A 12,857-nucleotide genomic window follows, 5' to 3' on the forward strand; every position below is an offset into this window, starting at 1 on the left:
TCGGGGAGAAAAACATGGAGTACCCTAGAAACGGAATTTCAGCACTGGCGAAGGCCGGCATGTTGCTTTGCGCGCTCTTGGTAACCGCATGCTCACATACCGTGCGTGTTGACGGCGATTTTCCGCAACCGGTCGGACAACAGCACCCGCTGACTGTCGGCATATTTCTGAGCGATGACTTCCGTAATTTCACTTATCAAGAAGACAGTGAGGACCGGGAGGAATGGAATATCGATACGGGTCGGGCGCAAAAAAATCTGTTCGAAACCGTGCTCGGCTCTATGTTTACCGAGACCATTCCCCTGTCCCACTACCCGCAAGACCTGCCGCAAGATGTCGAGCTGGTGATAGTGCCGGAAATTCGCGAACTGCAATTCACCATGCCGCGTGAAACACGGGTCAATATCTTTGAGGTGTGGATCAAGTATGACATGCACGCCTACGACCCACAGGGTGGCTCCGTCGCCAGCTGGGTCATTACCGCCTACGGCAAGACTCCGACGGCTTTTCTGAAGTCCCAGGAAGCGGCCCTTGCCCAAGCGATCAATGTAGCACTACGCGATGCCGGTGCGACCCTGTATACAGGGTTTGCGAGGGTACCCGAACTACAGGCACTGCTGGCGAACAAGCAGCGCGCCCTATCCATGAAGGAATCCGGTCCGGCCGAAGCCCAGCCGACGGAATAGCAGGAGGTTGTCGTGTTCAAATCATTTTTTGTAATTAGCCTGGCCTTGTTGAGCGGCTGCACCACTGTGGTCATCGACGAGTATCGACGCAGTGACGGCGAACTCGCCGAAGGTGACTCGGTGGTGATTCTGGGGCGGCGTCATTCCAGTGATTACGAAACCGAACCGGACCTGATTGACTGTGTCGGACAGGAGCTGCACGACCCGGGGCGCGGCGTCAACGTGATTGCAGAGAAGCAGTTTGTGGACGCCATGTATCCCTGGTTCGAGCCGCGCACCGCGCCCATGCATGTGCGCTCACTCGACCGGCTAATGGAAATTCCCGATGTGCGTAAGCGCATGGAGGCCTACGGTGTCAAATATATCGTTTGGATAGACGGCTCTACGGAAACCACTGCCAGCGCCGGCTCTATCGGCTGCTCCATCGGTACCGGTGGGGCCGGTTGCTTCGGCTTCGGCACCTGGGACAAGGAGTCCGATTACGAGGCCTCGGTCTGGGATTTTCGCGACAAGGAACTTTCGGGCAAGCTCAGTGCCGACGCCAAGGGCACGTCCTATATGCCTGCCATCGTCGTACCGATTCCACTGATCGCCCGCGTGCAGAATAACGCATGTAAAGGCATGGCGGCGCAACTACAGCAGTTCCTGCTGCCAGCTCACGGCAGCAAATCTTAGGGTTGCAAACAGTTTAGGGAGGGAAAGAGAGATGCAATATTTCAATAAGATACTCATCTGTGCCCTGGTCGCAGCAGCAGCCGGCTGCGCTTTCAATCCGGCCACCAACCGTCCGGACCTGGTGCTGATGTCGGAAGAGAAGGAAATCAAAATCGGCCGGGAGATGCATCAGAAACTGATCGAGAGTACGCCGATCTATAAAGACCCCGTGCTGACCGCCTATGTCAATCATGTGGGGCAGAAGGTAGCGGCAGCCAGCGACAGGCCGGAGATCGAATATCACTTCACGATTATCGACAGCCAGGACATCAACGCCTTCGCCCTCCCCGGTGGCTATGTCTATATCAACCGCGGCCTGCTCACTTACCTGCATTCGGAGGCAGAGATGGCGGCAGTACTGGCACACGAAGTCGGCCATATCACGGCACGTCACGCGGTGCGACAAAAGACGGCCGCCACGGGAGCCGGAGTCGCATCGGTATTGTCGGTGTTGGTAACCGGTAGTGGCGTGGTCGGGGACGTGGCCAACTTGTGGAGCACGGCGGCAGTCAAGGGTTATGGCCGCGACATGGAGCTGGAAGCAGACCGTTTCGGTGCGCAGTACATGTACAACGCCGGCTACGATCCCATGGCGATGATCAACGTCATCGGTCTCCTCAAGGACCAGGAGACCTTCTCACGGCGCCGCGCGAGAATAGAGGGCAAGAAACAGCAGACGTATCACGGCGTATTCTCCACCCACCCGCGCAACGATATCCGCCTGCAGGAGGTCGTAGAAGCGGCCGGTAAATTGCCGGAAGACCAGAAGATTACCAAGGTCGAATACTACCGCGAGAAAACGGATGGCCTGGTGTACGGCAACAATGCCCAGCAGTCGGAAAAAAATCGCTATAACCATCAGCGTCTGGGCTTTTCGCTGTTGTTCCCGGAGAACTGGAAAGTCGAGAATCAGCGCTCCGCGATTGTCGGTGTGGCACCGGACAATAGCGCGACCATCACGATCAAGGTCGTCCAGCGCAAGAGCAACCAGCCCGCCGACATGGCCCTGCGCGAGGTTTACGATGTGCGCAAACTGGAGCAGGATGAACAACTGAACCAGTATCGCCTCACCGGTCACACAGGCAGGCTGCCAGCCGCCGACGCGGCAGATCCCGATAGAGTCGCCGTGATTTACTATGGTAGTCGTCAATATATTCTTGAAGGAAAGGTTAACAAGGATTTCGGCAAGGATGCAGAATCTCTCAACGAATATGATAATTTGTTCCTAACCAGTATCCGCAGCTTCCGCCCGCTGCGGAAAACTGACATTATCAAACCGGATATCAAGCGCGTTCGCTATGTGAAGGCCAATGAAAAGACCACTTTTGCCTCGCTGGCACGGCATATGGAAATAGGAAAATATGCGGAGGAGCAGCTGCGTCTGCTGAACGGTTACTATCCACGCGGCGAACCCAAGCCCGGTGAGTGGATCAAGATAGTGGAGTAATTTCCCGGTGTCGCTACGGGATGTATCACAGGGCATCCCGTCGACGGCTCAATTTCGACATTACGTTGGAACACGCTCGAGCCAGACAACAACGATAAAGCTCAAGCCCAGAATAATCAGAACCGATAATAATAAGGAGCACACAATGTTCGGCATGATGATGCAGTCTCAACTTACCCTGACGGGAATCATGCGCCACGCGCAGAGCAATTTTCCCAATAGTGAAATCGTCTCTGTTACCGCGGACAATCCCCAACACCGTTACACTTACCGCGATGCTTTCACACGCGCCGCGCAGCTGGCGAATGCACTGCAGAAACTGGGTGCCCAACCCGGCGACCGCATCGGCACTCTGGCCTGGAATGACTACCGCCACTTCGAACTCTACTACGCCACCTCGTGCAGTGGCCTAGTATGCCACACTATCAACCCGCGGCTGTTCCCGGAGCAGATCGCCTATATCGTCTCGCACGCAGAGGATCGCTGGCTGTTCATCGATCCGATGTTCGTACCATTGCTGGAAGCCCTAGCCGAGCAATTACCCGGCGTGAAAGGCTATGTAGTGCTGACCGATAGCGCGCATATGCCCGACACCAGCCTGCCCAACGCCATCTGTTACGAAACGCTGCTCGAATCCGAGCCCACCGAATTTGCCTGGCCGGAACTGGATGAACAGACGGCGGCTGCGCTCTGTTACACCTCTGGCACCACCGGCAATCCCAAGGGCGTGCTCTATTCCCACCGTGCGATGGTGTTACACACCTACGGCGTATTGATGCCGGACGTGTTCGCGTTACAGGGCGATGAAGCCGTGCTGCCGGTCGTACCGATGTTCCACGTCAACGCCTGGTCCATTCCCTACGCGGTGCCTGCGGTGGGGGCCAAACTGGTATTCCCCGGCCCGAAGATGGGCTGTGGCGAGACACTGAGTAACCTGATGCAGCGAGAAGGCGTCACTATTGCCGCCGGGGTGCCCACGGTGTGGCTGGCTCTGCTGAAACACCTGCGGGAAACCAATGAGACGATCCCGAGCCTCAACCGGGTCGTGGTGGGAGGCTCCGCCTGCCCCTGGAGTATCATGCAGGAGTTCGAAGAGAAGCACGGCGTATACACCCATCACGCCTGGGGCATGACGGAGATGAGTCCGCTCGGCACCTACAACGCCCGCATCCCCGCGACCGTGCCCGCCGACGAAGCCAAGGCACTGCGCCTGAAGCAGGGCCGCGCCGCCTTCGGTGTCGAGATGCGCATCGTCAACGACCAGGGTCAGCCGTTACCCCATGACGGCACCGCATTCGGCGCTCTGCAAGTGCGCGGCCCCTGGGTCTGCGAACGCTATTACAGGGCCGAGGAATCCGCGCTGACGGCAGACGGCTGGTTCGATACCGGCGATGTCGCCACGATTGATCCACAGGGATACCTGGGAATTACCGACCGCACCAAGGACGTGATCAAATCCGGCGGCGAGTGGATATCGTCTATCGAGCTGGAAAACTTCGCCATGACGCTGCCCGGCGTGGCCGAGGCCGCGGTCATCGGCGTCGCCCATGAGAAATGGGCGGAGCGCCCGCTGCTGATTCTCGTTGCCGCGCCCGGAGCACAGCTGGACCCGCAAGCAGTTCTCGCGGCCTTCAAGGGCAAGGTGGCGAGCTGGTGGATTCCCGACGACTGTATCGTCGTTGAAGAGCTACCCCACACCGCGACAGGTAAGATCAGCAAAAAGGACCTGCGCCAGCAGTTTGCCGACTACCAATGGCCTGAAGAGGCGACCGCGTAATCTGACCGCCCGCACCACTGCGGTTCATATTAAACCGCAGCGGTGCATCACGCCCCCTTCGACTCAATTCCCACCGCGTGCCACAACCTGATATCTCTTTGTCACATTTATTGAGTACAACATACACACCGCAACCAATATCCACGCACACAATGATTAAGAATGTCCTGGTCGCGCTGCTGTCAGCTACGGCTATTGCTTGCAGTGCCGACGCTGCAGCCGCACCAAGCTCAGACTCCAACCCGCAAAGACCGATCGTAATAGCCCACCGCGGCGCCTCGGGATACCTGCCCGAGCACACCCTCGAAGCAAAAGCGCTGGCCTATGCCATGCGGCCGGACTATATCGAGCAGGACCTGGTGCTCAGCAAAGATAATCACCTGATCGTTATGCACGACATATACCTCGACAATACGACGGACGTGGCCGAGGTTTTCCCAGGGCGGGCGCGCGATGACGGCCACTACTACACCATCGATTTTACCCTGGCAGAATTGAAGCAGCTCAATGTTACCGAGACCTTTGTTGCGGGGCCGCAAGGTCCCGTGGCGAAATACCCCAACCGTTTCCCGCTATGGAAATCAAGCTTCCAGCTCTCTACGCTCGCGGAGGAAATTGAGCTGATCCAGGGACTTAACCGCACACTGGGCTACGATATCGGCATCTATCCGGAAATCAAAAAACCCCATTTCCACCACCGGGAAGGCAGGGATATTGCCACACTGACACTCACCAAACTGAAGCAATACGGGTATACGGGCAGGGAGCAGAAAATCTATCTGCAGAGTTTCGATGCCGAAGAACTGCAGCGCATCAAACGGGAACTGATGCCGCGTCTCGATATGGACCTGCCGCTGATTCAGTTGATTGCGATAACCGCATGGGGGGAGAAACAGCTAGAGGTGGACGGCAAGCTCAGTAATTACGATTATGACTGGATGCTGGAGCCCGGCGGGCTGGAACGGATAGCAACCTACGCCGACGGTATCGGACCCTGGCTGGGGATGCTGGCGCAAGTGAAGGAAGGCCAGCTTCATACCACCGGGCTCGCACAAAGAGCTCGCCAGCACCAGCTGCAGGTGCATCCCTATACCTTTCGTGCCGATCCGAGCGAACTGCCGCCGGAGGTGGAAAGCTTTGAGAGGCTGCTCCATATAGCAGTGGAGCGCATCGGTATCGACGGTCTCTTCACCGATCATCCCGACAAGGCCCTGTCCTACCTGTCGCGGAACAACCCTCAATAGCCTCGCTCACGCGTAGCTTAGCAACCCTACTAGTGGGATTCCGCGCCTTCCTCGGCGGGATGTTCGGCTACCTTATTGCGACCGCGACTCTTTGCCTGATAGAGGGCGCGGTCGGCATGTTTCAGCAGCGACTCGATCGTGCAACCCGGCTCGCCGCACGCGATGCCGATACTCGATGTGAACTGCAGGGTGCCATCGCCGGTATCCACCTTGATCCTGGCGATATAATCGCGCAGGCGTTCGGCGGTATGTTGTGCGTTCTTGCTATCTTCCGGGATCAGCAAACCAAACTCTTCACCTCCCAAGCGACCAAAAATATCGGTCTCCCTGATTTGGCCGAGAATAGTCTGGCTGAATGAACGCAATGCCTCATCGCCGATACCGTGCCCATGGGCGTCGTTGATGGCCTTGAAATGATCGATATCGAACATCAGCAGGCTGACGGGCTGCCGCTGTCGCCGCGCCAGTTTTATCTGCAAGGCGGAGTCGGCGAGGAAACTGCGGCGATTGCGGATGCCAGTCAGCGGATCCGTGCGCGCCTCCTGCTCGGCCTGGCGCTTGGCCATCTCCAGTTCACGAGTACGGGCCCAGACAAGGTCCTGCAGTTCTTCCCTGGACTGCTCCAGGTGTCTGCGATATTGAGTCTCCGCCAGCTGCTTCTCCTGGCGCAAACGGCGAACCTTGATGCCGATAGCCGCCATAATGGTCAGCATTTCTGTAAATGAGGCGAAAGGCGGCCAGTAGTAGTTGATAAAGTTGTGCTCCACATAGCCGATATCCCTAAACGCCTGCACCACCAGCCCGACCATCAAGACGCTCCAGGCCACTGCGAAAACGATGGCTTCCCGGGAGCCCTGCCGCCAGCGCAGCAGGCCGATTACCGGCATGACCGGGTACAGCAGCAGCGCCAGGGTGATCGTAACCAACGCCAGGATTTTGATTTCCAGTAATGCTCCGATTAACAGCAAACTCGCGTTCGCCATCATCAGCAACACCACATAATCCAGCTTGGGCGTGAACTTTTTGGTCTGCAAGAAAATACGGGCGAAGATCAGCCCGCACAGAATCGTGACGGCGCCGCTGATCGACATATAGCGCCACTCGAATCCCTCGCGGATCACATATTGGTGTGTGTAGCCGAGAATGGTCGCCCACACGGTAATTTTCGACAGCGCATAAACCGAATAGGCGTAGTAGGTGTGGCTGCCGGTCGCGATGCCGCCGACCAGAGAGAAGATCGACATCAAAAAGAAACCGCCAAACAGGAAGGCAATGGATGCCGTCTCGATGGTATGGCTGCTGCGGAGGTTGTCCGGATTCCAGATGCGCATACTCGGAAAGACATACCCCGCCTCATCCGAGCTGAACTTGACCATGAACTCCCGCGTCTGTCCGGGCGCCAGGGCCACCGGGAAGACGAAGCGGTTGTGGGAAACGGGGCGATGGTCAAACGGTTCGCTCATCGACAGGGTGAGCGAATGTTCGAACTCTTCCGCCGCTCCCAGCGGTCGCTGAAAAACGGCCAGCTCTATCAGCTGGTGGTCGACGTACTCGATATTCAGGCTGACCGGAGCTTCCGTGACATTGCGGAGCGCAAAACGGGACCAGAATGCGCCTTTTTTGAGACCGGTCGAACCAGCACTCAATAATGGACCGAAACCTCCACTCTCGTAGATCCTGGTGACGTCCTCCACGGTATGGCTGTCATCCGGATCGTGCCAGATTTCCTGCTGCCCGGTAAATCGATCGCCGCTTTCCCGGCCGTTGACATCGATCGCATCACTCGGGACTGCACCGAGGGGCGTCGTCAGCAATAACAGGAAGAGCCCCAGCAGAACGAATAGGGGAGCGGAAGGGGAGAGCGCTTTTTCGCGCGCGGCAAATCCCTGCATGAAGTGCATTCTTATCATAGTTATTCAAGCTGCGATTCATTCACCGGCTGTCGCGACGGCAAGGAATCGGCGCAGTTTAATGGTAAACATCCAGAGGCCCGCAGCTTGCAAGGTTACTACAGATTTTTATTCCAAGAAATTCGAATAAGGCGACAGGAGACGCGCCTGTATATCGCGGCACAGGCGGCAACAGGCACAAACGGCAGAATAGGCAGAATAGGCAGGCAAACAAGAAAAGACCGCTCGTAGAGCGGTCTTTTTACTTATTCAAATTTGGAAAAGTCCGCCGGGCGCTTTTCCATGAAAGCCGTAGCGGCCTCCTTGAACTCTTCCGAGGCCAGGCGACACTGGAAGTGGCTGCCCTCTTCCTTCATCACCTCCAGCCCCCGCTCATAGCTACCGGCGCGCAGCAGCTGTTTGCTCAGGCGCACCGCCTCGGGTGCCTTGGCCGCAAGCTCGGCGGCTGTCTGCCGGGCACGAGCCAGGGCTTCGTCGGCAGGAACTGCGGCGTTGCAGATTCCCAGCGCCACCGCCTCGTCGGCACCGAACTTTTTACCCAGCAGTAATAATTCAGACGCCTTGGCGTGGCCGGCGAGCCGCGGCAGAAAGAAGCTGGAGCCGTATTCCGGGCACAGCCCCAGGTTGACGAACGGCATCTGGAACATCGCATCGTCGCCGGCGAAAGCCATATCACAGTGCAACAGCATGGTCGTGCCGATCCCCACCGCGGGGCCATTAACGGCTGCCACCACCGGCTTCGGGAAGTTATAGAGCGCGACCATAAACTGGAACACGGGTGAATCGGCGCCGGACGCGGAACCACCGAGGAAATCCATCAGGTCGTTGCCACTGGTGAACACTCCCTCGGCACCGGAGATGACGACGACTCGGACCTCGGCGCTGCTGGCAGCACCGTTGAGCAGTTCTGCCATGGCGCTATACATGGCCATGGTCAGGGCGTTCTTGCGCTCGGGACGATTGATGGTGATTTCCAGGATTCGGTCGCTGACCTGGGCCTGGATTTCTGCGCATGGGCTTTGCATGGTGATCTCCGGATTGCGAACACGACAGGGGGGGACTTACCCCCAGGGCGGCAAGTCGCGGTCACTGCTGCTGGCACTGCGACCGCGGCCATGGGCCGCTTCATCAAGTGCCCCCATATTAGCCGCTGCCAGAACGTGGGCGAGGCCAGAATCGACCACTTTCGTTGACGGGAGTGGCCTTCATCCCCGCCGGCAGCTATTTGCCAGCGACCGAGTCGCGGCGCAACGGCTGACACATACAGTGCACGCCGCCACCGCCGGGCGTGATCATGGAAATATCGGGGTCGATGACCTCCAGGCCTTGGGCTCGGCACTTTTCAGCGAGCCCCTTGTTGGCCTGCGGCAGCATCACCCGGTCGTTGCCGAGCGCGACAACATTGACGCCCAGCTCCAGCACCTGCGGGAAAGGAATGTCGATAATCTCTATATTGCGACTCCTGAACCACTGCACCAGCCCCGGCTCCACCGCGTCCATGCAGATGGCGGCCAGCTTCTCCGCCAGCATCGCCACCAGCACATCGATATGCAGGAAGAAGGGGTCAAACTGATAGCCCTTCACTTCCCAGCCTTCTTTCTCGACCCAGCCTTTCAACTGCGCGAAGCCCTCGGCGCTGGTGCGCTCACCGGAATAACCGCACAGGATCACACCCGGTTCCAGTACCATGAAATCGCCTCCCTCGAGGGAGCCGGCGGTTATCACGTCGTAGATCGGGATATCCAGCTGCGCATATTTTTTCACGATCGGCACCCACTCGCCGCGGCGCCAGGGGCTGTACATCTGCGTGACGATTGGGCCCCACGGGGTCATTACCGAGGAATCGCGACCGTAGATCTGATACGGCAGCGCGCTGTCCGCCGGAATGATGTGAGTATTTACTCCTGCCTGGCGATAGGCGTCGAGCATTTCCGCGTGCTGGGCCGCGGCCACCCTGTGATCGAATTTCATGCCCAGGCGCTCGGCGCGGCGCGCGCTGGCGTTGCCGGTGCGCCAACTGAAATTGTCCACCGGACCGATCAGCACATCGCGCAACGGACCGTACTCGGAGTCCATACCCCAGTCTGCCAGAGGTTGGGTACCGCCGTTGTCCTGGCGGCGCTTCAACGTGAATTCAGTCATCGGTCTCTGTTCCACTCTCTACACCCGCTCGCGCTCGCAGTGAGCGCACACGGCAAAATTTCTCGACCAGCACCGTGTCAGGCGACGCCGGCTCGCGACAGCATCGCGTGCAGCAACACATTACAGCCCGCTTCCAGATGATCCGGCTCGGCAGATTCCGCCTCGTTGTGAGACAGTCCGCCGGCACAGGGCACGAAGATCATCGACACCGGCGCCACGCGGGAGACATACACCGAGTCGTGGCCCGCGCCGGAGACCATTTTGCGATGACTGTAGCCCAGGCGTTCCACCGCGCTGTTCACCGCCTCGATACAGGATTCGTCGAATACCACCGGCGGCGAGTGCCACTCCTCGCGCACATCGATGCTGGCACCGGTGGCTTCTTCTACCTGCTCCGCCAGCCGGTACAGTGTGCGGTGCAGGTGCTCCAGTCCTTCCGGCTGCGGATGGCGCAGGTCCAGCGCCAGCACCACTTTCTCCGGCACCGTATTGCGACTGCCGGGCTCGGCGCGCAGGTCGCCACAGGTCATGCGGGCATCGTCCGAGTAAGCCTTCACTTCGCTGTAGAGCCGCTCGCACAGCCATGCCAGGGCCTGTACCGGATCGCGTCTATCTGCCATCGGCGTCGGGCCGGCGTGGCAGGGCGTACCCCGGAAGGTGACGTCGTACCAGCGGATACCCTGTACACCGGTGACCACGCCGATAAGCTGATCCTGCTTTTCCAGGATCGGCCCCTGCTCGATATGGGCCTCGAAGGCCGCGGTGATGGGCTTCGGCTCGGCCGGCTCGTCACCCAGGTAGCCGATGCGCTCGAGTTCCCCGCCAATCGTTGCACCTCCCTTGTCGGCACGGCTGTGACCGTACTCGAGACTGAACTCGCCGGCCCAGACGCCGGAACCGATCATCGCCGGCGAGAAGCGCGCGCCCTCCTCGTTGGTCCAGACCACCACTTCCAGTGGCGCCGTGGTCTTTATGCCCTTGTCTTCCAGGGTGCGCAGTACTTCCAGGCCGGCCAGCACACCATATACCCCGTCGAACTTGCCGCCGGTAGGCTGGGTATCCAGGTGGGAACCGGTGATGACCGGCGGCATAGCGCCGTCGGTGCCGGCGCGACGGGCGAAGATATTGCCCATGCGGTCGATGCGGACTTCACAGCCGATATCACGACACCAACGCAGGAACAGGTCGCGCCCCTGCTTGTCCTCGTCCGTCAGGGCCTGGCGATTGCAGCCGCCGGCCGGCGTCGCGCCTATCGCTGCCATCTCCATCAGACTGTCCCACAGACGGGTACCGTCGACACGCAGGTCTTGTGCAGTATTTTCCATTCGAGGAGCTCCGGAGCTTATAATGGCCCCAATATTAGTGTCTTTTCCGAAATTTTAGTTTTGATCAGTGGCGCTTGTTGAGAGCATTATTGCGCGACTGGTCGAAACTCAACCAGGTATCAGTTTTCTATGAGTGTTACTTACAGTTCCTACCTCAAAGTAGACGAGTTACTGCAGTGTCAAAAGCCGCTGTCCGAGGGGCCGGAGCACGACGAACTGCTGTTCATCATCATCCACCAGAGCTACGAGCTGTGGTTCAAGCAGGTACTGCATGAACTGGATTTCCTCGTGCGCCTGTTCAATGCCGGCGATCGCAACCGTGCGCTGCATACCCTGAAGCGCGTCGATACCATCTACCGCACGCTGATTCAGCAGGTGGATATCCTCGAGACGCTGACACCACTGGAGTTCATGTCCTTCCGCGATCGCCTGTCCACCGCCAGCGGTTTCCAGTCGTTCCAGTTCCGTGAGCTGGAATTCCTGTACGGTGCGAAGGATGCGAGAAAACTGGAAAACTATGAGCCCGGCTCGGATCACTACCAGCGCCTGCAGAAGCGATTGCAGGCACCGACCCTGTGGGACGCTTTCCTGAACTTCCTCGCCCACGAGGGACACAAGGTCCCCGAGAGCGAACTGAACCGGGACTTCAGCCAGGTGGCAGAACCCTCCCCGGCGGTGCAGAAGATACTGATCGACGTCTACCGCAACGATCCGCTGGTCAGTGAAATCTGCGAGGCGCTGGTGGATATCGACACGTCCCTGCAGCAGTGGCGCTACCGTCACGTGAAGATGGTGGAGCGCACCATCGGCAGCAAGATGGGCACCGGCGGCTCCGCTGGCGTGGGCTACCTGCAGGGCACCCTGTTCAGACCGGTATTCCCGGACCTGTGGGCGATCCGCTCGGAGTTCTGACTGGCAGCCCCCGCGGCCCCCTGTACCCGCCGGCACAGCCGGCGCGGCGCAGACAGGAAATTGAGAGGAAATAGGGAAATTACAGGCATAAAAAAAGCCAGCGATTGCTGGCTTTTTTGGGTTCGAGAAAGCTTATTTCTCGAAGGGCACCAGAGACACCTGAATACCCGGATTTACTTCCTTGGCCGCATCGGCGATCTGGACGTAAGTGTCGGCGCTGGACTTGTTGTGCGCGCGCACGATCACGATAGCCTGCGGGTTTTCCGCGTACAGCTGGGCGATACGAGCACGGACAGCGCGGCTGTCGATACGGCTGGCGCCCATCCAGATCTCGTCGTTGGCGTTTACGGTCAGCAGGATGTTCTGCTTGTCCGGATCCGGCGGAGTCTGTTCGGTCTGATCCGGATCGGGCACGTTTACGTCCAACGCTTTTTCTTTAACAAAGGACGCCGTCACGATGAAGAAGATCAGCATGATGAACACAACGTCCAGCATCGGCGTCAGGTCGATATCTGCTTTTTCCTCTTCTACGGCCTTACCGCGTCGTCTACTCATAAAACACCGTACAGTTATCTAATGCGAATGTCGCCGGATTGACCGGTCTAATCAGGTGGGCAAGATTGCCGTGAAATGGACAGGTTTGCAAGTGCAAGATGCACAAACAACAAAAAAACCTTTAATATCAACAAGTTATAGACCG

The 12,857-nt window shown here is 58.5% G+C and carries 11 protein-coding genes and 1 pseudogene; 7 read left to right on the top strand and 5 right to left on the bottom strand.

What is annotated here, in order from left to right; translation table 11 throughout:
- Positions 1-14 precede the first annotated feature (14 nt).
- From BLW36_RS14275 to glpQ, 5 genes are all read left to right on the top strand, one after another.
- Positions 15-686, top strand: coding sequence for a hypothetical protein (locus tag BLW36_RS14275; protein ID WP_091390000.1), 672 nt, complete (start codon positions 15-17; stop codon positions 684-686).
- A 12-nt stretch (positions 687-698) separates the two neighbouring features.
- Positions 699-1,361, top strand: coding sequence for a hypothetical protein (locus BLW36_RS14280; protein WP_091390003.1), 663 nt, complete (start codon positions 699-701; stop codon positions 1,359-1,361).
- A 31-nt stretch (positions 1,362-1,392) separates the two neighbouring features.
- Positions 1,393-2,847, top strand: coding sequence for a M48 family metalloprotease (locus BLW36_RS14285; protein WP_091390005.1), 1,455 nt, complete (start codon positions 1,393-1,395; stop codon positions 2,845-2,847).
- Between the two features lie 145 nt (positions 2,848-2,992).
- Entirely contained in the window at positions 2,993-4,624 is a 1,632-nt protein-coding gene (locus BLW36_RS14290) for a long-chain-fatty-acid--CoA ligase (RefSeq protein WP_091390009.1), read from the top strand.
- A gap of 152 nt (positions 4,625-4,776) precedes the next feature.
- Positions 4,777-5,868 (top strand): glycerophosphodiester phosphodiesterase, encoded by a 1,092-nt coding sequence (gene glpQ / locus BLW36_RS14295; RefSeq protein WP_091390012.1) that lies wholly within the window; start codon positions 4,777-4,779, stop codon positions 5,866-5,868.
- A gap of 29 nt (positions 5,869-5,897) precedes the next feature.
- On the opposite strand, the gene BLW36_RS14300 is transcribed toward glpQ, so the two are convergent.
- From BLW36_RS14300 to BLW36_RS14315, 4 genes are all read right to left on the bottom strand, one after another.
- Positions 5,898-7,760 (bottom strand): sensor domain-containing diguanylate cyclase, encoded by a 1,863-nt coding sequence (locus BLW36_RS14300; protein WP_091390315.1) that lies wholly within the window; start codon positions 7,758-7,760, stop codon positions 5,898-5,900.
- A 263-nt stretch (positions 7,761-8,023) separates the two neighbouring features.
- Positions 8,024-8,803 carry an enoyl-CoA hydratase gene (locus tag BLW36_RS14305; protein ID WP_091390015.1) on the bottom strand — a complete coding sequence of 260 codons (780 nt, stop codon included), beginning with the start codon at positions 8,801-8,803 and terminating at the stop codon, positions 8,024-8,026.
- Between the two features lie 196 nt (positions 8,804-8,999).
- A complete protein-coding gene (locus BLW36_RS14310; RefSeq protein ID WP_091390019.1) occupies positions 9,000-9,920 on the bottom strand; it encodes a dimethylarginine dimethylaminohydrolase family protein in 921 nt (306 codons plus the stop codon).
- Positions 9,921-9,997: 77 nt separating this feature from the next.
- Positions 9,998-11,245, bottom strand: coding sequence for a Zn-dependent hydrolase (locus BLW36_RS14315; protein WP_091390022.1), 1,248 nt, complete (start codon positions 11,243-11,245; stop codon positions 9,998-10,000).
- Between the two features lie 123 nt (positions 11,246-11,368).
- Here BLW36_RS14315 and BLW36_RS17640 point away from each other — a divergent pair.
- Together BLW36_RS17640 and BLW36_RS17645 are read left to right on the top strand one after the other, a co-directional pair.
- Positions 11,369-11,821 (top strand): annotated as a pseudogene (locus BLW36_RS17640) (tryptophan 2,3-dioxygenase family protein); the annotation flags it as partial.
- A complete protein-coding gene (locus tag BLW36_RS17645) occupies positions 11,804-12,157 on the top strand; it encodes a tryptophan 2,3-dioxygenase family protein (protein ID WP_280140359.1) in 354 nt (117 codons plus the stop codon). The pseudogene BLW36_RS17640 and the gene BLW36_RS17645, both read left to right, overlap by 18 nt.
- A gap of 132 nt (positions 12,158-12,289) precedes the next feature.
- On the opposite strand, the gene BLW36_RS14325 is transcribed toward BLW36_RS17645, so the two are convergent.
- Positions 12,290-12,712 (bottom strand): ExbD/TolR family protein, encoded by a 423-nt coding sequence (locus tag BLW36_RS14325; protein ID WP_091390028.1) that lies wholly within the window; start codon positions 12,710-12,712, stop codon positions 12,290-12,292.
- Positions 12,713-12,857: the final 145 nt, after the last annotated feature.

This window comes from Microbulbifer marinus (genome assembly GCF_900107725.1).
GTDB classification, from domain to species: Bacteria; Pseudomonadota; Gammaproteobacteria; order Pseudomonadales; family Cellvibrionaceae; genus Microbulbifer; species Microbulbifer marinus.